12 protein-coding genes and 1 pseudogene are annotated in these 20615 nt (G+C 37.0%); 8 read left to right on the forward strand and 5 right to left on the reverse strand.

Annotation, left to right across the window (positions count from 1 at the left end; genetic code table 11):
* Positions 1-23 precede the first annotated feature (23 nt).
* From L1967_RS00615 to queG, 4 genes are all read left to right on the forward strand, one after another.
* The gene (locus L1967_RS00615) at positions 24-1835 is read left to right on the forward strand and encodes a cytochrome c oxidase subunit I (protein ID WP_249599778.1); all 1812 of its coding nucleotides are present in this window, start codon (positions 24-26) and stop codon (positions 1833-1835) included.
* Between the two features lie 105 nt (positions 1836-1940).
* On the forward strand, positions 1941-2963 hold the full coding sequence (gene ruvB, locus L1967_RS00620) for a Holliday junction branch migration DNA helicase RuvB (RefSeq protein WP_249599937.1): 1023 nt from the start codon (positions 1941-1943) through the stop codon (positions 2961-2963).
* 41 nt (positions 2964-3004) lie between these two features.
* Positions 3005-4327: a cytochrome P450 gene (locus tag L1967_RS00625; RefSeq protein ID WP_249599779.1), complete on the forward strand. Its 1323-nt coding sequence runs from the start codon at positions 3005-3007 to the stop codon at positions 4325-4327.
* Positions 4327-5253: a tRNA epoxyqueuosine(34) reductase QueG gene (gene queG / locus L1967_RS00630; protein WP_249599780.1), complete on the forward strand. Its 927-nt coding sequence runs from the start codon at positions 4327-4329 to the stop codon at positions 5251-5253. Before L1967_RS00625 ends, queG begins: the two co-directional genes overlap by 1 nt.
* 64 nt (positions 5254-5317) lie before the next feature.
* Here the strand turns inward: queG and L1967_RS00635 are convergent, their stop codons facing one another.
* From L1967_RS00635 to L1967_RS00655, 5 genes are all read right to left on the reverse strand, one after another.
* A complete protein-coding gene (locus L1967_RS00635; RefSeq protein WP_249599781.1) occupies positions 5318-6196 on the reverse strand; it encodes a DUF5777 family beta-barrel protein in 879 nt (292 codons plus the stop codon).
* Between the two features lie 14 nt (positions 6197-6210).
* Entirely contained in the window at positions 6211-6768 is a 558-nt protein-coding gene (locus L1967_RS00640; RefSeq protein WP_249599782.1) for a YceI family protein, read from the reverse strand.
* On the reverse strand, positions 6758-7210 hold the full coding sequence (locus L1967_RS00645; RefSeq protein WP_249599783.1) for an OB-fold putative lipoprotein: 453 nt from the start codon (positions 7208-7210) through the stop codon (positions 6758-6760). Before L1967_RS00645 ends, L1967_RS00640 begins: the two co-directional genes overlap by 11 nt.
* A gap of 407 nt (positions 7211-7617) precedes the next feature.
* Positions 7618-8478, reverse strand: coding sequence for a hypothetical protein (locus L1967_RS00650; protein ID WP_249599784.1), 861 nt, complete (start codon positions 8476-8478; stop codon positions 7618-7620).
* Between the two features lie 279 nt (positions 8479-8757).
* Entirely contained in the window at positions 8758-9858 is a 1101-nt protein-coding gene (locus L1967_RS00655) for a LytR/AlgR family response regulator transcription factor (protein ID WP_249599785.1), read from the reverse strand.
* Positions 9859-10198: 340 nt separating this feature from the next.
* On the opposite strand from L1967_RS00655, the pseudogene L1967_RS22440 reads away from it, so the two are divergent.
* The 4 genes and pseudogenes from L1967_RS22440 to sov form a co-directional block, all read left to right on the forward strand.
* Positions 10199-10299 (forward strand): annotated as a pseudogene (locus L1967_RS22440) (tRNA epoxyqueuosine(34) reductase QueG); the annotation flags it as partial.
* A 150-nt stretch (positions 10300-10449) separates the two neighbouring features.
* The gene (locus tag L1967_RS00665) at positions 10450-12741 is read left to right on the forward strand and encodes an NADP-dependent malic enzyme (protein WP_249599786.1); all 2292 of its coding nucleotides are present in this window, start codon (positions 10450-10452) and stop codon (positions 12739-12741) included.
* Between the two features lie 92 nt (positions 12742-12833).
* Positions 12834-13415, forward strand: coding sequence for a Holliday junction branch migration protein RuvA (gene ruvA, locus L1967_RS00670; protein ID WP_249599787.1), 582 nt, complete (start codon positions 12834-12836; stop codon positions 13413-13415).
* 38 nt (positions 13416-13453) lie between these two features.
* Complete coding sequence (gene sov / locus L1967_RS00675; RefSeq protein ID WP_249599938.1) at positions 13454-20605, forward strand: T9SS outer membrane translocon Sov/SprA; 7152 nt, start codon at positions 13454-13456, stop codon at positions 20603-20605.
* Positions 20606-20615 lie beyond the last annotated feature (10 nt).

The raw sequence follows: 20615 nt of genomic DNA on the forward strand, positions 1-20615 counted from the left end.
ATTTAAAGTATTATAATAAAGATATGTCAGCAGTAGTAAACGCACCAGCTCACGAAGATCACGGACATCATCATAAGCAAAATTTTATTTCAAAGTACATTTTTAGCTTTGATCATAAAATGGTTGCTAAGCAATTCCTTATTACAGGTTTAATAATGGGAATTGTAGGTATAGCAATGTCAATTTTGTTTAGAATTCAATTGGCATGGCCAGAGCAATCTTTTGCAATCTTTGAAACTTTATTAGGAAAATGGGCTCCAGATGGAGTTATGACGCCAAATATTTATTTAGCGCTGGTTACTATTCACGGTACTATAATGGTATTTTTTGTGTTAACCGCCGGCTTAAGTGGTACTTTTAGTAACCTTTTAATTCCGTTGCAAATTGGTGCACGTGATATGGCTTCAGGTTTTATGAATATGCTTTCTTATTGGCTGTTCTTTATTGCCTGTGTTATTATGCTTTGCTCTTTGTTTGTTGAAGCTGGACCTGCATCATCTGGTTGGACAATCTATCCTCCGTTAAGTGCGTTGCCACAAGCTATTGGTGGTTCTGGGATGGGGATGACACTTTGGTTGGTTTCCATGGCACTATTTATCGCTTCTCAGCTCCTTGGAGGTATTAACTATATTGTAACCGTAATTAACCTAAGAACCAAAGGAATGTCTATGACAAGACTTCCGTTAACGATATGGGCGTTCTTGGTAACTGCTATCTTAGGTTTGGTTTCTTTCCCGGTATTATTATCTGCAGCTTTATTACTTATTATGGATAGAAGTTTCGGTACTTCATTTTTCTTAAGTGATATTTTCTTAGATGGAGAAGTTTTGAGTCATCATGGTGGATCACCAGTTCTTTTTGAACACTTATTTTGGTTTTTAGGCCACCCAGAGGTTTACATTGTAATTTTACCGGCTTTGGGTATAACTTCAGAGGTTGTCGCGACAAACTCTCGTAAACCAATCTTTGGATACCGTGCGATGATTGCTTCTATTTTAGCAATTGGTTTCCTTTCAACTATCGTATGGGGTCACCACATGTTCGTTTCTGGTATGAACCCATTCTTAGGATCTGTATTTACATTTACAACATTATTGATTGCTATTCCTTCTGCGGTAAAAGCCTTCAACTATATAACAACTTTATGGAAAGGTAACCTTCAAATGAACCCTGGGATGCTTTTCTCTATTGGATTAGTATCAACATTTATTACTGGTGGTTTAACCGGTATTATTCTTGGGGATTCTACATTAGATATTAACGTACATGATACCTACTTTGTAGTAGCGCACTTCCACTTAGTAATGGGTATATCGGCGTTGTATGGTCTTTTTGCAGGTGTTTATCACTGGTATCCAAAAATGTTTGGCCGTATGATGAACAAAAATCTTGGGTATATCCATTTCTGGGTAACGGCGGTTGGAGCATACGGAGTTTTCTTCCCAATGCACTTCTTGGGTATGGCTGGTCTTCCAAGACGTTATTATACAAATACGGCATTCCCTTATTTTGATGATCTTGCAGATATCAACGTAATTGTAACTGTATGTGCTATTATCACGGCACTTGTGCAGTTGGTATTTATTTACAACTTCTTTAGTTCCATGTTCTACGGTAAGAAAGCGACGAGAAATCCTTGGAAATCGAATACGTTAGAATGGACTACTCCTGTAGAACATATCCATGGGAACTGGCCAGGAGAGCTTCCTGTTGTTTACCGTTGGGCTTACGATTATAGTAAGACCAATAGTGATGGAGATTATGTGATCCAAGGTCAGGATTATATTCCTCAAAATGTTCCTATGCAGAATAAAGAAGAAGACTTGCAGCATTAAATAAAATATATCTAAAAAATACACAGAAGCCTTTTCTTAATTGAAGAGGCTTTTTTATTTTATCTTTGTTTTGCCTATACTTAGGTTAAAATTAATTTTATGGTTATGAATGAAAACCTGGATGCCACTGGTGAAAATTTTTCTTCGGAAGAATTTGATATTGAAAGAGCTTTAAGGCCACTTAGTTTTGATGACTTTGCCGGGCAGGAACAGGTATTGGATAACCTAAAGGTTTTTGTTGCGGCGGCTAATCTAAGAAGTGATGCTTTAGATCATACCCTTTTGCATGGCCCTCCTGGATTGGGAAAAACCACTTTAGCACATATTTTAGCCAACGAACTTGGTGTGGGGTTAAAAGTTACCTCAGGACCGGTTCTGGATAAGCCAGGAGATTTGGCCGGACTTTTAACGAATCTTGATGAACGTGATATTCTTTTTATAGATGAGATCCATCGTTTAAGCCCTATTGTAGAAGAATATTTATATTCGGCAATGGAAGATTACCGTATCGATATCATGATCGAATCTGGTCCTAATGCGCGCAGTGTACAGCTTAATTTGAGTCCGTTTACGCTCATCGGTGCAACCACCAGATCAGGATTGCTTACGGCTCCCATGAGGGCACGTTTTGGTATTTCCAGTCGATTACAGTATTATTCCACCGAGTTACTTTCTGATATTGTACAACGTAGCGCACAAATTTTAAATGTTCCCATAAGTCTGGAAGCCGCTATAGAAATTGCAGGACGTAGTCGCGGTACGCCACGTATTGCCAATGCGCTTTTAAGAAGGGTGCGAGATTTTGCCCAAATTAAAGGAGATGGTAAAATAGATATCAATATCGCCAGATATGGTCTTAAGGCGTTGAACGTTGATGCCCATGGTCTGGATGAAATGGATAATAGGATCTTAGAGACCATTATCGATAAATTTAAAGGTGGTCCTGTAGGGATTACTACGCTCGCTACCGCAGTTAGTGAGAGTGCAGAAACTATCGAGGAGGTGTATGAACCCTTTTTAATACAGCAGGGATTTATTTATCGCACGCCAAGAGGAAGAGAGGTGACCGAGGCTGCTTATAAACATTTAGGAAAATCTCGAGGCCCTAGCCAGGGAGGCTTGTTCTAGATAGTAAAGAAATTCTGTCTTATTTTTGATGATTTTGACTTATGAAGAAAGAAATTCCACAGGTTTCTACCTTAACGTTTTTTAAAAATGCAGCCGGTATTGTTAAAAATCCGCTGCCATTTCATCATGAGAATTTTCAAAAGCATGGTGATATTTTTAGACTAAATATCGGCCCTAAAAAATCGGTTGTTTTTTGCAGGGATGCCGATTTCGCTCAATACGTACTTCAGAAAAATCAGAAGAACTATATCAAATCTGAAATTCAGACCAAAGACTTAGTGAAATATGTGGGGAACGGTTTGTTAACCTCTAACGGAGAATACTGGCAGAAGCAGCGTAAACTTATCCAGCCTGCATTTCATAAAAAACATGTTGCTAATTTACTAGATACGGTTTTAGAAGCTATTCGGGTGGAATATGTAAAGATTCGGCCAGCAAAGACAATAGATGTTTTTCCGATTTTTAATGATTTGGCTTTTCAAACTGTGGTGAAGTCACTTTTTAGTAGTGCTGCAAGCCAGGAAGAGATCAACAGGCTTCAATTTGTGACCGAGGAAAATCAGAAAATGCTGGTCAAAGAATTGCGGCAACCTTATAAAAGATTTTGGTTTCATGTAAGCGGAAAACTAAAATATCATCTTAAACTTAGCGAGGAAGCCAGACAAATTTTAAGGAATATCGTCCAAAAACGAAAGCAAAATCCTAAACGCTACGATGATCTTTTGGATATGCTGCTGGATGCTCGATATGAAGATGGGCAGCCTATGAATGAAGAGCAGTTAATCGATGAAATTCTTATACTTTTTGTGGCAGGGCACGAAACTACTTCAAATTCACTGAGTTTTACCACGCAACTTTTAGCGCAAAATCCACAAATACAGGACAAAATTTTTGCTGAAGTAAAAGCCGCTTCAGCAGGAACAACTAGTTTAATGGAATTTCTTCAGCAATGTCCCTACACACAAAATGTGATTTTAGAGAGTATGCGATTATATCCGCCGGCCTATTTTATGGATCGTGTGAATTTAGAGGAAGATGAATTTAATGGGTTCAAATTCGATAAAAATTCAGATCTTTTATTTTCATTTTATGAAATTCATCGTAGTGAAAAACATTGGGAGCGTCCGTTAGAATTTAATCCAGATCGTTTTGCTACAGAGAAGAATCCGGCAGCCTATTTTCCTTTTGGTGCCGGCCCCAGGAAATGTATTGGAAGTAATTTTGCGATGTACGAGATGATTTTAGCCGTTTCAGAATTAATTCTGAGCTATAAAATTTTACCGGTAAAAGAAGATATTGAGATTTTACCGCTTATCACCCTAAAGCCTAAAAATGCTTTTGTAGAATTTCAGAAAAGAGCTTGATGTTTATAGACAACAAAGCGAAATATACCAATCTTATCAAAGAAGAGGCAAAGCGGCTGGGCTTTATGTCTTGCGGAATTAGTAAAGCTGAGTTTTTAGAAGAGGAAGCGCCAAGATTGGAGGAATGGCTTAATAAAAATCGAAATGGTAAGATGTATTATATGGAAAATCATTTTGATAAGCGCCTGGATCCTACAAAACTGGTGGATGGTGCTAAAAGCGTGATCTCTTTATTGTTGAATTATTATCCCAGCGAATTTCAGAACCCAGAATCCTATAAAATCAGTAAATACGCTTATGGAAAAGATTATCACTTTGTGATCAAAGACAAATTGAAATCTTTGCTTCAATTTATCCAAAATGAGATTGGAGAAGTAGACGGCCGAGCTTTTGTAGATTCGGCACCGGTTTTAGATAAAGCCTGGGCGGCAAAAAGCGGTTTAGGATGGATTGGTAAGAACTCGAATTTACTATCTAAAAAAGCAGGTTCTTTTTTCTTTATAGCAGAATTAATAGTGGATCTAGATTTAGACTATGACACCCCGGTTACCGATCATTGTGGTACTTGTACTGCTTGTATAGATGCCTGTCCCACCAATGCGATTGTAGAGCCCTATAAAGTTGATGGTAGTAAATGTATCTCGTATTTTACGATAGAGCTACAAGACGAATTACCTAACAGTTTTAAAAATACTTTCGAGGATTGGATGTTTGGCTGTGATATTTGCCAGGATGTATGCCCGTGGAATCGATTTTCGAAATCGCATAGCGAACCACTTTTTAATCCACATCCAGATTTGTTGAAGTTCGATAAAAAAGACTGGGAAGAAATTACCAAGGAAACGTTTAATGAAATCTTTCGAAAATCGGCCGTAAAAAGAACCAAATTCGAAGGTTTAAAGCGTAATATTAAAGCTATTTCATAAAAGATAAACAGCACTTTGATCCCTTTTAGGATGAAAGTGCTGTTTGAGATGGAAGGTCCTATTTTTAGTTTTTATGGCTTACCTGAAAAGCTCTTGAAATATTGAAGCCTAAATGAATATCGCCTTTAAAGAAACTATCGGTAGTTTCAGTAATAAAAGAATTTTCAACCATAGTAATGGCATTCGAGAGCATGATCTGGAAAACATGTCCGCCGGTTTCGATGTCTACACTTACCGCAAAAGAATTTTTAGTATCGATAGATTTTAACGGGTTTATGGTATAAAAATATTCTGCATTAAACGATACACGCTTGCTTAATTTCATACGGGCGCCTGTTCCTATTGCAAAAATATCATGTGGATCCTGATTTTTCTGAACGCTGTTTTTATGAATATAGGTTGGCGTAAGTTGCAGCGAAAATTTATCGCTAAACTTTCTGGCAATTAATAGCTGTGAGGTGTAATAAAGCCGATCGCTAAAATCGGGTTTTTCATCGGGCGCATAATTCTTTATGGTTTTTCGGATAATGCTTCCAAAAACCGAAATGCTTACCGGGGTAGGCTTTACGCCGGTAGTTTGTTTTAATAATCGATATTTGGCAAAACCATCTAAGGTTTTTTCAAAAGAACTTCTACCCAAACCTAAGGTTAAATCGTCGGTAAGAGCGTATTCTAACGCAAATCTAATGTTAGATTCATCCAGTCCAAATAGCTGGTCTATGCCATCATTAGTACGCCCAAATCGGTGTGAGATTAAGAATTCTAGAACTCCTTGTTTTCGATTTTCTATAGAATGGCCATTAATTATTCGGGTGCCTTTAAATGTCGCACTAACCGGTGTGGTTTCTACAGGAGTTTCATCTTCTAGTATCGACATCTGGTTTTGAGCAGATGCCGTTACTGAAAAAATTAAGAAAGGAAGAATGTAAAGTATTTTCTTCATGATTATAGGTACGTTTAATTATAAGGCTGATGAATGAACTGAAAAGAAGTTTCAACTTCATCTGAAATATTATTTCGAACCACGTTAGGGATTTTTATATCGTAGTCTTTAATATTGATCATGAATTTGCCTTTTAAACTGACTTCTTTTTCGCTTTTATTAAAAATGCTTTCTATGGTTATGGTTTTTTTTACCCCGTGAATTGTTATGTTTCCGGTTATTTTTGCAAGACTTTCTTCTCCTGAAAGAAGTTCTTTTAAGTTTTTAATAGTGCCTGAGAATTTGGCTTTTGGGTATTTGTCTGATTCTACATAATTTTCATTGAAATGTTCTTGCATTAGCGCTTTTTCAAAAACAAAAGATTTCATAAGAACATTAATAGCTATTTCTCCAGATTCTAAATCTACAATACTTAAAACCTGATTGTTTTCTGCTTTAATATCTTCGACAAACGTGTGGGAGTAAAAGGATACTTTACCATTTTTGGTGAGAAACTTTTGTCCGAAAAATGAAGTACTATTCAGTAAGCAAAAGAAGAGTAGTAATGTGAATGCTGTTGTTTTATTTTTCATAATTTGAGGGTATAATAGAGGCGTCTATTAGCACTACGTCTAATAAAAAGCCAGTGCAAATTCCTTTAATTTGAATTTTATCGCCTATTTTTAGTTGAAGGCTTGCTTTATTACTGCTGGGGTTTAAATTACAGGTCACGCTGGTGGAAGCGTCTGGATATCCAACCGATAATACTCGTACGCCATTAGAAGAATCTATTTTTTGTAAAATTCCTTCTACCGCTATTAGTTGATCTAAATACCGCTTATTGGCTTGTTCTTCATTTGTGGAGAAATCATCTATCAATTGCTGGGCACTTATAGAAATAGATGGTTTTTCGAGTATTACATTTCTATGTGGTTTGTTAAACATCCAGATACTTATGGTTGCTGCTAAAAGCAATAAAATGCCTAGGGCAATTGCGATAGAATACCCTATTTTTTTTCTTTTTTTCAGACTCATGCTTTAGTTTATTTTAGCACCACTGTCTACCCAGCAGGAAATAGCTTTAATTTGTTGGTCGGTAAGACTTCCGTTTAGCGGCATGGTTCTGTTTTGGGTTACTGCTTTTATAGCTTTGGCATTGTTTTGTAATACCGTTGAATTTTCAAAATTTAGCGGGTGTACCGTTCCGTTATGGCATTGTATACAAGAGCTGGTAAAAATAGGCTGTATCTGTTCTTGAAAAGAGATCCCCGGATTACAATCCGGAGAATCTATAATTGTGGTATCATCATCAATGACGTTGCTTTCACAAGCACTTAGAAAAAAACAAAACCGATAAGAAACTTAGATAAGCAATTTCTTTACAATCTATTTTGCTAGATAATTTCATGGTAGATTTATTTAATGTGAAATAAAACAGTTATCTATTCTTCAGGAGCTTCGATGCTGTTATGGTTTACAATAGGCCATATGCCTGGAAGCGGAACACTAACACCTTTATTATCTCCTTTTGCTGAATCTCCCCCGAAGTAGTATAAAGGCCAGCCTTTATAAGTAAGTTGTTCACGTTTATTGTGTACCGATATGGTGTTGAAATCTGAAAGCTTTAAAATACTAGGGAGGTTTTCTAGGCTTATAGTAAATATGGGCCAGGCAGCATCGTTAGAGAAATCCTCAGATGTGTAATTGTTGGTGTCTTTTTTGTCTGGAGAAAAAGCATAAAGCGTATTTCCTGCATTATCGGTAAGGTATTTTGTGAGTCCCTCTCCTTCTATATATTCATTATCACTGTTAATAATGTAGTTTTTGCCATCTGCTCCTACCAATTGGGCATTCACAAACATTAGCGAGTAATCTGGTTTTGCTACATACCAAACTTCCCCTATACGATCACCATTTATATCACCAGCTTGGACGTCATTGGCATAATAATATAAAGGCCATCCTTTATAAGTAGTTTGTTTTTTGCCGTCGGGACGGGTAATAGTTGCAAAATCATTGGTGTCTAAATCGTCATCGGTTTTTATCGTTTCTTGATAAAAAACAGGCCATGCAGATAAACAACTCTCGGTGCAAGTAGAATTGTCTTTAGAGTCATTCGAAAAGAAATATAGAGTCCTTCTTGATCCATCGGTTAAGATATTTCCGAATTTGCTATTGTTGGTCAAACTAACAGTTGCTGAATTTTCCTGTGGATCTGTAATAGTTTGAGGAGCGTCATCATCGCTACTGCAAGATTGGATGAATAAAGCAGCGAAAGTCAAAATAAAAATCAATTTTTTCATTGTTTACAATTTTTTAGTAATGAGCCACAAATAAAATTTAGGATTCTGTTTTTTAGACTATTAAAGTTTATGAATAGGAAGAAATAAGCGTTGAAAGGGAATTTTTTGGTCTGAATAAAATGGGATAATTCGTGAGAGTGGAGTGTTTTTAAAAAAACGGGATTGGTTTTTTTCGATTTTGGAATTTGCTGATTCCTGAAGTTCCAAAAAAAAGCCTCACAATTAGAGTAAAAATTGAGAGGTGTTTTTGAGGGCAGTTATTTAATAATAACAAGGTTTTTAGTCTATGGGTTCTCCTCTAAGCCATTTTTTAAAAAGGGAAGCTTTATGTTTGCTAATGAGTATGTCTACAGGAGATTTGGGGCACATCTCGATTTTTAGTTGATTGTTCCCGTATTTATATATTTTATCAATCGCGTTGATATTCAATATAAATCTTCGGTTTGCTCTGAAGAAGTGCTGACTACTTAAATCGGAACAGATTTCTTCTAAACTATTGTTGCTGTTAAATACTTTGCCATTGGTGCAGCAAATGTAAGTAACCGTATTTTCCATATAGATAAAAGCAATTTCTTTAGGATCGATAGAAACAATTTGGTCTTTTATGTAGGTTAGAATTCGTTTTCTACAGCTGGATTTACTGTCTTCATTCTCTTTCTTTATTTCCTTTTGTTTTTGCTGCTGCAAGACCAAATTTTGATTAAGTTCTGATAAGCTTAAAAGTTTTTTGGATAGACCTTTGTTCTCTTTCTCAATTTCTTTCTCGTAACTTCCATTAATTAGGCGTACCGTAAAGAGCGATATAATTACAATGAGAATGCCTGAAATACTACAAATTATGGTGAAGTTTAGCTTTAAATTACCGATTTGTGTTTTTAATTTGTCGAGATTGGCATGAGCAGCAATAATCCAATCGGTATCTTTAATGGGGTATAGATAAATAATTTCAGAATAATCATTGTCTAGCACCGTTTGTTCTTTGGTGAGAATGCTGTAAAGCTCATAAATTTTAGGTTCTTTGTCTATGGGCTGAATTAGCGATTTTTCGGTATAAATTTTTTCTCCAATTTTGTGAGGATTAGGATGACAAACTTCTATGCCAGACCAATCAATCATGCAAATGTAACCAGACTGTGAATTGCTACGCTCTATGGTTTTTTGTAGGTTTTGAATTACGATATCATGCTCAATACCATTCTCTAATTGAAATTTTATTAGAGAAGATATTTCCTGAGCTTCTCTTTTACTTGCCTCAACTTGATTTTTCAAAAAGTTTTCAGAGGTGTATTCGATTAAATAATAAATGCTGAAATAACTCATAACAAAAGTTATGGTCGTTAAGCTCAAGAAAGTGAAAATGTAGGCTTTGTCTTTCTTCATTAGTGATTTCGAAGTTAGTTTTAAAGGTTTCAAACTTAAAGAAGCAGCATATTAGTATTCTGATTCAGAAATATTAATAATAGATGATATTATAAGTTTATTTTATTCCTAAATGCTTAGATAATAAGGATATTTATTATGAGTTTGTTAATATAAAGCGGGTGATGCTTTGTTAACTTCAACTAGGGAATAATGGCTGAGATAGCGGGATTTTATGAAACCTCACAAAGTTGATGGCTGTAAATACATCTCATATTTTACTGGATTTTCGAAATCGTATAGCGAGCCACTTTTTGATCGGTATTCAGATTTGTTGAAATTCAATAAAAAGGACTGGGAAGAAATTCTCAGGAAACTTTTAATAAGATCTTCCTAAAATTTGCCGTAAAAAGAACTAAATTCGAAGGTTTAAAGCGTAATGTTGAGTTTTTGGATTCATAAAGTGATCATCTTCAAGTTATGATCTTAAAAATCATAGCCTTAAAAATCAAATTTGATTAAAACAGGTTAAAATCTTACCACTATTTTAAAATATTTAGGTAGTTAATGTAATCTACCTTGCTAACTTTGTAATAGCTAAAACCAATAGTTATGAGCAACAATTCAAGAAAAAGACGGGAAGCTTTGGTGTACCACGCTAAGCCCAAGCCCGGTAAAATCCAGATCGTCCCTACCAAAAAATACGCTTCGCAACGTGACCTTTCTTTAGCGTATTCACCTGGGGTGGCAGAGCCATGTTTAGAGATTGAAAAAGATAAAGAAAATGCCTATAAATATACTACCAAAGGAAATTTAGTTGCCGTAATTAGTAATGGTACGGCTGTTTTAGGACTAGGTGATATAGGTCCAGAAGCTTCTAAACCTGTAATGGAAGGAAAAGGATTGCTTTTTAAAATCTTTGCAGATATTGATGTTTTTGATATTGAAGTAGATACTAAAAATGTAGATGCTTTTATCGAAACTGTAAAAAATATAGCGCCAACTTTTGGAGGGATTAATCTTGAAGATATTAAAGCTCCCGAAGCTTTTGAAATTGAAAGAAGATTAAAAGAAGAACTGGACATTCCAGTAATGCACGACGATCAGCACGGTACGGCAATTATTTCTGCAGCAGCACTTTTAAACGCAGTAGAACTTGCTAAAAAGAAAATGAGCAAGATAAAGATTGTAGTGAGTGGTGCCGGTGCCGCGGCGGTTTCCTGTACTAAACTATACAAAGCTTTTGGCGCAAAGGCTGAAAATATTGTGATGCTTGATAGTAAAGGAGTGATACGAAAAGACCGTCCTAATCTATCTGAAGAGAAATTAGAATTTGCAACCGATAGGGATTTAAATACTCTAGAGGATGCTATGAAAGATGCCGATGTTTTTATTGGTCTTTCTATCGCAAATATCGTTTCTCCCGATATGCTTAAGAGCATGGCAAAACGGCCAATCGTTTTTGCTATGGCGAATCCAAATCCAGAGATCGATTACCAACTCGCTATGGATACCCGTAAAGATGTTATTATGGCTACAGGACGTAGCGATCATCCTAACCAGGTGAATAACGTGCTGGGATTCCCGTTTATCTTCCGTGGCGCTTTAGATGTTAGAGCGACAAAGATCAACGAAGAGATGAAGATGGCAGCGGTTAAGGCTTTAGCTGAACTGGCCAAAGAACCAGTGCCAGAACAAGTGAATATTGCGTATGGAGAAACCAGACTTAATTTTGGTTCAGAATATATCATCCCCAAGCCATTCGATCCCAGGCTTATTGCTAAAGTTCCGCCGGCAGTTGCAAAAGCAGCGATGGAAAGTGGTGTTGCCAGAACTGAAATTACCGACTGGCAGAAATACGAAGATGAACTTTTAGAACGAATGGGCAGTGATAATAAGATCACTCGTTTATTGATGCAGCGCGCTAAAAACAATCCAAAGCGTGTAATTTTTGCTGAAGCAGATCATCTGGATGTATTAAAAGCAGCACAGATTGTTTACGATGAAGGCATAGGGATTCCTATTCTTCTAGGACGTAGGGAAGTGATTAAAGAATTAATGGCAGAGATCGATTTTGATGCCGATGTAGAAATTATCGATCCAAAATCTGATGAAGAACACGATAAACTCAAAAAATACGCTCAAGCTTATTTTGGTTATCGTAGTAGAAAAGGGGTAACCCTTTATGACGCGCAGCGATTAATGCGGGAACGTAATTATTTTGCCGCTATGATGGTAAATGAAGGAGATGCCGATGCTTTACTTTCAGGATACTCCCGTGCCTACCCAACCGTTGTAAAGCCAATGCTTCAGCTTATCGGTATGGCAAAAGGAGTTTCAAGGGTTGCGGCAGCGAATGTGATGAATACCAATAGAGGACCAATTTTTATAAGCGATACTTCTATAAATATAGATCCATCAGCTAAAGATTTGGCAAAAATAGCCCAGTTAACTGCCGGTGTGGTCAAACTTTTTGGTTTAGAGCCGGTAATGGCGATGTTATCTTACGCTAATTTTGGGTCATCTAACCATCCGCAGGCAAGAAAAGTTAAAGATGCTGTTTCTTATCTACATCGTTACCACCCCGATTTGTTAGTAGATGGTGAATTACAGTCAGATTTTGCTTTAAATAAGGAAATGCTTCAGAATAAATTTCCATTTTCAAAACTGGCAGGAAAAAAGGTAAATACTTTAATTTATCCAAGCTTAGATTCGGCTAACAGTGCATACAAACTTATAAAAGAGCTTAATGATATCGATTCTATAGGTCCTATTATGATGGGAATGAACAAGCCTGTGCATATCCTTCAGTTAGGGGCAAGTGTAGAAGAAATGGTAAATATGGCTGCCGTAGCGGTTGTAGATGCCCAGGAAAAAGAGAAAGCAAAAAAAGCAAAAAAATAAATTTAACGCTTAACTGCATTTAAGGGGGAGAGCTATTGTTTTTCCCCTTATTTTATTTTAGTACATTTGGGCTTTAACTTTTCGGTTAACGTATGATTCATCACTTAAAGGGCAAACTGGTAGAGAAGAATCCTACCTATGTTGTTGTAGATTGTAATGGCGTTGGTTATTTTGTCCATATTTCGCTAAATACTTTTTCAAAAATAAAAGACGAAGAGAATATTTCCATATTTACCCATTTGCAGGTAAAGGAAGATTCTCATACACTTTTTGGATTTTATGAAAAATCTGAAAGGGAAATTTTTAGGCTCCTTATATCTGTAAGTGGAATAGGAGCCAGTACGGCCAGGACGATGCTTTCTTCTTTAGATCCCACTCAAATTAGAGATGCTATTGCCTCTGGTGACGTAGCAACCATACAAAGTATAAAAGGAATAGGTGCAAAAACGGCACAGCGTGTTATTTTAGACCTAAAAGATAAGATTGTTAAAATCTTTGGTGTAGACGAGGTTTTTGTAGAGCAAAACAATACAATTAAAGAAGAAGCGTTATCTGCATTAGAGACGCTGGGATACGCCCGTAAGCAGGCAGATAAAGTTTTAAATAAGCTAATGAAAGACAAGGAGGATCCTACAGTAGAGACCCTTATTAAATTGGCGCTAAAAAATTTGTAGTTACATTGAGAAACAATTACCTGAGATTGTTAACATCGATGCGTTTTCCTTCACCATTAGTGTTGTTGCTTTTAATTTCTTTTAATTTATCTGCACAGGAAGAAGAGGAGGAAGAAACGCAGCAGGATACCACCCAAACCTTTTCGTTTGGAAAGATTGCTATGCCCGATCCCGGATCGATACAATCAAAATATGAATACGACCCGGCATTAGATCTGTATTTTTATAAAAAAACTCTTGGAGAGACCAATATTGGTCTTCCTTTGGTTCTTTCTCCCAAAGAATACGAGGAACTGGTGATCAAGGAAGAAATGCAGCGCTATTTCATATTAAAAAATCAGGCGCTTACGGGTCGATCTAATGATGCCGATGTATTGCAGCACGATTTACTGCCAGATTTTTATGTGAATTCAGATTTCTTTCAAAGTATTTTTGGGGGAAATAATATTGATATTTCTCCGCAGGGTTCAGTAGCCATGGATCTTGGGATTTTATTTACCAAACAGGATAATCCGGCATATTCACCAAGAAACCGTTCTAATTTCACTTTCGATTTCGATCAAAGGATCCAGTTATCTTTATTAGGCCAGGTAGGAACCCGATTGGGGATTACCGCCAATTATGATACCGAATCTACTTTTGATTTTCAGAATCAATTAAAATTAGAATATACGCCAAGCGAAGACGACATCATTCAAAAAATTGAAGTGGGTAATGTAAATATGCCATTAAACAACACTTTAATTCAGGGAGCGCAAAGTCTCTTTGGTTTTAAAACACAGCTTCAGTTTGGTAAAACAAAAATTACCGGAGTCTTTTCAGAACAAAATTCAGAACGTAGAACAGTAAATGTAGAAGGTGGCGCTGCGTTAGAAGATTACGAGAAATTTGCACTGGATTATGACCAGGATCGTCACTTTTTCTTAGCTCATTATTTTAGGGATAATTATAACGAGTTTATAGCCGATTATCCTTTTGTAAGAAGTGGGATTCAGATTAAAAGGATTCAGGTTTGGATTACGAACAGGACCAATAATGTACAAAACCTGACCGATACCCGAAATATTGTCGCGATTCAGGATATTGGGGAAAGTCCGGTTGAAGGAAATATAGGTTTGGATAATGTGCCTCCCGGCTTTTTTAATCAGGCTGCCGGTGCCTATCCAGATAACGAAAATAACGATTTTAATCCCGTTGGTATAACAGGAAATGAACAATCTATTTTGACACCGGCAATCCGGGATATTTCGACTGTAGAAAGCGGATTTGGGAATGTGCGGGTTTCTGAGGGGATCGATTATGTAAAGCTGGAAAATGCCCGCCAGCTTGGTCCTAATGAATATAAGTTAAACCAGGATTTGGGGTACATTACATTAAACCAAAGGTTAAGTAATGATGAGGTGCTGGCCGTTGCATTTCAGTACACGGTAAATGGGCAGGTGTACCAGGTTGGGGAATTTGCAAATGATGGGGTTAATGCTACCGGAGATGAATCGCAACAGCAACAAGGCCAAAATGATGCGCGGATAAGCCAAAATTTAGTGGTTAAAATGCTTAAAAGCACGGTCACTAATGTAAACGAGCCGGTGTGGGATTTAATGATGAAAAACATCTATAGTTTAGGAGCTTACGATTTAGATCCCAATGATTTTAGATTGAATATTCTTTATACCGATCCACAACCACTGAATTATATTCGTCCGGCTGAAAATTCTTCAGTACCATTGCCGGAAGATGTCGCTGAAACTCCGCTTTTGCGTGTTTTTAACCTGGATAATTTGAATAATACTAACGATCCTATTAATGGTGGGGATGGTTTTTTTGATTTTGTACCTGGTTTTACCATCGATGTAAAAAACGGATTGGTGATCTTCACTTCGGTCGAGCCTTTTGGAGAATATTTATTTGAGAAATTAGATAATACGCCTAATAATAATCAGGAGATTTATTCAGAGCCTTCAACGTGGAATGATAACCAGGAAAAATATGTATTTAGATCCTTATACCGAACTACAAAAACACAGGCAGAACAGGAAGATGCAGATAAGAATAAATTTCAGTTAAAAGGACGTTACAAATCCTCGAATTTTGAAGGAATCCCCATTGGTTTTAATGTTCCACAGGGATCGGTGACTGTAACAGCGGGAGGAAGAACGCTTCAGGAAGGGGTAGATTATGTAGTAAATTACGATTTAGGAAGGGTGCAGATTTTAGATGAAGCACTTTTAGCTTCAGATACACCTATTCAGGTAAATACAGAAAGTAATGCCTTATTTGGTCAGCAATCTAAGCGATTTACAGGGATTAATATAGAACATCAGTTTAGTGAAGATCTAATCGTTGCCGGTACGTTTCTTAATCTAAGGGAGCGTCCGCTTACCCAAAAAGCCAATTATAGTTATGAACCGATAAATAATACCATTTTAGGTTTTAACTTCAATTACACCACCGAGGTTCCTTTTTTAACAAGATTGGTCAATAAATTGCCTAATATCGATACAGATGTAAAATCTAATCTTTCGGTAAGAGGGGAATTTGCATATTTGATTCCGGGAGCACCGGCAGTGAATGATTTTGATGGGAAGGCCACTTCGTATATCGACGATTTTGAAGCGGCACAAACATCTATAGATATTAGTACGCCGCTTAGCTGGGAGCTTTCCAGTGTGCCTATTGGTTTTGGTGGAGAATTAGCGAATGGAGATCTAAGGGTTGGGGATAGAAGGGCAAAGTTATCCTGGTACACTATAGATCCTGTTTTTTATAGTAATAGCCGTCCCGATGGCATTACAGATTCAGATCTTAGCAGTTATGCCACAAGAAGGGTCACGGTAGATGAAATTTTTCCAAATGTAGATGTAATACAGGGACAGGCACAGGTAGTTTATACAATGGATGTGGCTTATTATCCTGAAGAACGTGGGCCTTATAATTATAATTCTGCCGCAGCGGGCAGTAATACCTTGCCAAATCCTGCCGATAATTTTGGTGGGATGATGCGCGGAATAAATACCACCAATTTTGAACAATCTAACGTAGAATATATTCAGTTTTGGGTGATGGATCCTTTTATTTACAAAGAGGATCCGGATAATATCAATAACGACGGGAAAATTGTCTTCAACTTAGGGAATATTAGCGAAGATGTTCTTAAAGATGGTAAAAAGCAATATGAAAATGGCCTGCCTGAAGATGGATCTGACCTGAATACTACTGAAACTTCTTTTGGTAAAGTCCCATCAGACCAGTCACTGGTATACGCTTTTAGTTCAGAAGGTCAGGCAAGGATTAATCAGGATGTGGGATATGACGGTTTAAGCGATGCTGAAGAGGCGCAAAAATTCCCGCAATTTGGAAGTCTGCCCGATCCTTCTGCAGATAACTATGAGTATTTTTTAAATGCCAATGGAGGTATAAGAGAACGCTATAGAAATTATAACGGGGTTGATGGAAACTCCCCGGATAATTCGGGCGATAATAATCGCGGTAATACAACGCTTCCTACCACAGAGGATGTGAACCGGGATAATACCATGAACACCATTAACAGCTATTTTCAGTACGAAGTTCCTTTTTTTGAGGGAATGAATAGTGAAAATAACGATTATGTTTCAGATACTAAAGAGTTAAACGTTACCCTTAAAAATGGACAAACACAACGAGTTCGTTGGGTGCAGTTTAAAGTGCCAATTTTTGAACCTACAGAAGCTATTGGTGGTATTTCAGATTATCGTTCTATCCGTTTTATGAGGATGTTTTTAACCGAATTTCAGAATCCAACTTTGTTGAGGTTTGGAACGATGGAATTGGTTAGAGGTGATTATCGTCGCTATAATGGCAATTTGGATGAAGAAAGTAATCTACCCGAAAGCTCTGATGCTCTTTTTGAAGTAACCGCGGTAAATATTGAAGAAAACGAAAACAGGGCACCAATTCCTTACGTACTGCCTCCGGGAGTGATTAGGGAAGAATTATATCAAAATAATACCAATATTAGGCAAAACGAGCAATCGCTTTCGATGCGGGTTTGCGGTTTGGATCCACAGGATGCACGTGCTGTATATAAAAACTTTCAGGTAGATATGCGACAGTATAAAAATCTGGAAATGTTTTTGCACGCTGAAGGATTCCAGGGGCAGGCCGATCCTGATGACGGAGAAATGGTCGCTTTTTTAAGAATAGGGACAGATTTTACCGATAATTTTTATCAGATAGAGATCCCGCTTTCAATCACTGCGGCGGGTAGTGTGAGCCCAACAGATATATGGCCAGAACTTAACCGTTTAAATCTACCTTTAGAATTGCTTCAGCAGGTAAAAACAACGGTTTTAGGAGATCCTTCTTATAATACCACCCGTTTAAATTTTTTTGATGAAAATTTGGAGCCGCGTAATCCTGAAGATGCATACGAGCCGGGAAGGTTAAGGATTGGGGTAAAAGGGAATCCTAGTTTTGGAAATATAAGGCTGATTATGCTTGGGGTTAAAAACGGAACGCCAAGAGCTGGATTACAAGAGGTTTGTGGAGAAGTTTGGTTTAACGAGCTTCGACTTTCAGATCTTGATAACGAAGGAGGTTGGGCAGGCGTCTTAAATATAGATACCAATTTGGCCGATTTTGCAACCTTTTCTGCAACAGGAAGAAAAAGTACCGTTGGGTTCGGAACGTTAGATCAGGGGCCAAATCAGCGTAGTAGGGAAGATGCAGAACAGTATGATTTTGTGACCAATATTAATATGGGGCAACTGCTGCCGCAAAAATGGGGACTTAAAATTCCGGTGAATTATAGTCGCGGGGAAGAAGTGATTACCCCAAAATACGATCAGGAATTTTTAGATATCGAATTGGATACGCGTTTAGCCGGGATTACTGATCCTGAAGAAAGAGACCGGGTTAAAAAACAGTCGCAAACGTATACAAAACGAGAAAGTATAAATCTAATTGGGCTTAGGAAAGAACGAACAGGAGAGGCAAAACCACAGCTGTACGATATAGAAAACTTTGCTTTTTCAGGATCCTATAATCAGGTGGATTACCGTGATTTTGAGATCGAAAAATCTTTAGATCAAAATGTAAGGACCGGTGCAACATATCAATTTAATTTTGCGCCCAAAAAAGTGGAACCTTTTAAAAATGTAGCCGCATTAGATAGTAGTCAGTATTTTTCTTTAATTAAAGATTTCAATCTTAATTTATTGCCTTCTAATATTAATGCCAGTGCTAATTATTTTAGGCAGTTCACCCAACAACAATTTAGATCCTTAGAGTTGAGTGATAGTGATATTGGGATCCCTACCTTATATCAAAGAAATTTCTTGTTTGATTGGGAATACGGCATTAATTACAATCTTACCAATGCTTTGAATTTTAGTTTTAATGCGTCAAATAATCGAATTGTAAGAAATTATATTGATGAAGATGGAAATGCAGATAATACAATTGGCGTTTTTGATGATTATTTTAACGTAGGAGAGCCAAACAATCATTACCAGAGTATTCAGGTGAATTATGAGTTACCATTAAATAAATTACCGGTTTTTGAATTTTTAAAAACTTCTTATTCGTATACTGGCGATTTCCAATGGCAGCGTGGTTCCAGAATTTATCAAAATCTAGAAGGTGTCCCCAATATTGGAAATTCTGTTCAGAATTCAAATTCCCATCAAATAACAGCGAATATGGATCTGCAAAAGCTGTATAATTATGTTGGGCTTATAAAAAAGGACACTAAAAAGGCTACTTCAATTGCAGAGCGTAGTATGGGTGTGCCAACACTACAGCCTCCAGCAGAAGAAACTGAGGCAAAACCAGAGCGAAAAAGAAAATCTGTTTCAGGGAATAAAGCCGTAAATACGGTTATCGATGTGGTGACTGCTGTAAAAAGGCTTCAGGTAAATTATAGAAATACTCAGGGTACTTTTTTACCAGGGTATACTCGTAGTATTGGCTTTATGGGAACCTTAAAACCTTCAGCAGGATTTACGTTTGGGTTACAGGACGAAATTAGGTATGAGGCCGCAAGAAGAGGTTGGTTAACTTTATATCAAAATTTTAACCAGCAATTTACCACCAATGAGAATGAGGAATTAAATGCACAGGCCTCTGTAGATTTGCTTCCAGATTTAACAATCGATATTATTGGTAGAAAGTTATATTCTGAAACGTATTCAGAAAATTATCAGGTAAATCCTCAAAGCATGGAATATCAGTCGTTAACTCCTTATACTTTTGGGAACTTTAATATTTCTACGATTCTAATTAAAACCGCTTTTAGTCAAAGTGATGAGCAGTCTTCAGCAACGTTCGATAAATTTAGAGCCAATAGAATTAAGGTGGCCAGGAGATTAGCAGAAGAGCGTGGCTTAGATCCTAACAATGTAGACGAGAGTGGCTACCCTGTAGGTTTAGGCAGGGCCAATCAGGCGGTTTTGTTACCGGCATTTCTGGCAGCGTATACAGGAACCTCTGTAGATAACGTGAAGTTAGGAGCATTTAGAAGTATTCCTTTACCAAACTGGAATATAAAATATACCGGTTTGATGAGATTGGCGTTTTTTAAGCGTAATTTTAGACGAATATCGCTTTCGCATGGTTATCAGTCTAATTACACGATTAATCAGTTTCAAACCAATTTAGATTATGATGCTGAAAAGCCTTTTGAGACCAATCAGGCAGGAGATTATAAAAACCCAACCTTGTTTTCGAATATCGTATTATCTGAATTGTTTACCCCTTTGATTCAGGTAGATTTAGAAACCACTAACAATATTCAGTTTTTAGGAAGAGTAGAAAAAGACAGGCAGCTTTCTCTAAGTTTCGATAATAATATTCTTACTGAAATTAGCGGGAATCAATATACTTTGGGAATGGGGTATCGTTTAAAGGATATGAAGATTGTAACCGCCTTAGGTGGGCGTCGCAGGGTATTAAGTAGTGATCTTAATTTTAAGGCAGATGTGTCTTATAGAAAGAATAAAACCATTGTAAGGTATTTAGATTTATCGAATAATCAGGTGATTGCCGGGCAGGATATCTGGTCGATTAATTTTGTGACTGATTATGCAATCACAAAAAACCTAACTGCATTGTTTTATTATGAGCATACCTTCTCTGAATATGCGGTTTCTACAGCATTTCCGCAAACAACAATAAGGTCTGGCTTTACTTTAAGATATAATTTTGGAAATTAATGCCATGCTA

The organism is Zunongwangia pacifica (assembly GCF_023499215.1).
GTDB lineage: Bacteria > Bacteroidota > Bacteroidia > Flavobacteriales > Flavobacteriaceae > Zunongwangia > Zunongwangia pacifica.

Excerpts from the sequence above, each read along its gene's own strand:
- L1967_RS00615 (WP_249599778.1), top strand. The coding sequence starts at position 24 with ATGTCAGCAGTAGTAAACGCACCAGCTCACGAAGATCACGGACATCAT.
- ruvB (WP_249599937.1), top strand. The coding sequence starts at position 1,941 with ATGAATGAAAACCTGGATGCCACTGGTGAAAATTTTTCTTCGGAAGAA.
- L1967_RS00625 (WP_249599779.1), top strand. The coding sequence starts at position 3,005 with ATGAAGAAAGAAATTCCACAGGTTTCTACCTTAACGTTTTTTAAAAAT.
- queG (WP_249599780.1), top strand. The coding sequence starts at position 4,327 with ATGTTTATAGACAACAAAGCGAAATATACCAATCTTATCAAAGAAGAG.
- L1967_RS00635 (WP_249599781.1), bottom strand. The coding sequence starts at position 6,196 with ATGAAGAAAATACTTTACATTCTTCCTTTCTTAATTTTTTCAGTAACG.
- L1967_RS00640 (WP_249599782.1), bottom strand. The coding sequence starts at position 6,768 with ATGAAAAATAAAACAACAGCATTCACATTACTACTCTTCTTTTGCTTA.
- L1967_RS00645 (WP_249599783.1), bottom strand. The coding sequence starts at position 7,210 with ATGAGTCTGAAAAAAAGAAAAAAAATAGGGTATTCTATCGCAATTGCC.
- L1967_RS00650 (WP_249599784.1), bottom strand. The coding sequence starts at position 8,478 with ATGAAAAAATTGATTTTTATTTTGACTTTCGCTGCTTTATTCATCCAA.
- L1967_RS00655 (WP_249599785.1), bottom strand. The coding sequence starts at position 9,858 with ATGAAGAAAGACAAAGCCTACATTTTCACTTTCTTGAGCTTAACGACC.
- L1967_RS00665 (WP_249599786.1), top strand. The coding sequence starts at position 10,450 with ATGAGCAACAATTCAAGAAAAAGACGGGAAGCTTTGGTGTACCACGCT.
- ruvA (WP_249599787.1), top strand. The coding sequence starts at position 12,834 with ATGATTCATCACTTAAAGGGCAAACTGGTAGAGAAGAATCCTACCTAT.
- sov (WP_249599938.1), top strand. The coding sequence starts at position 13,454 with ATGCGTTTTCCTTCACCATTAGTGTTGTTGCTTTTAATTTCTTTTAAT.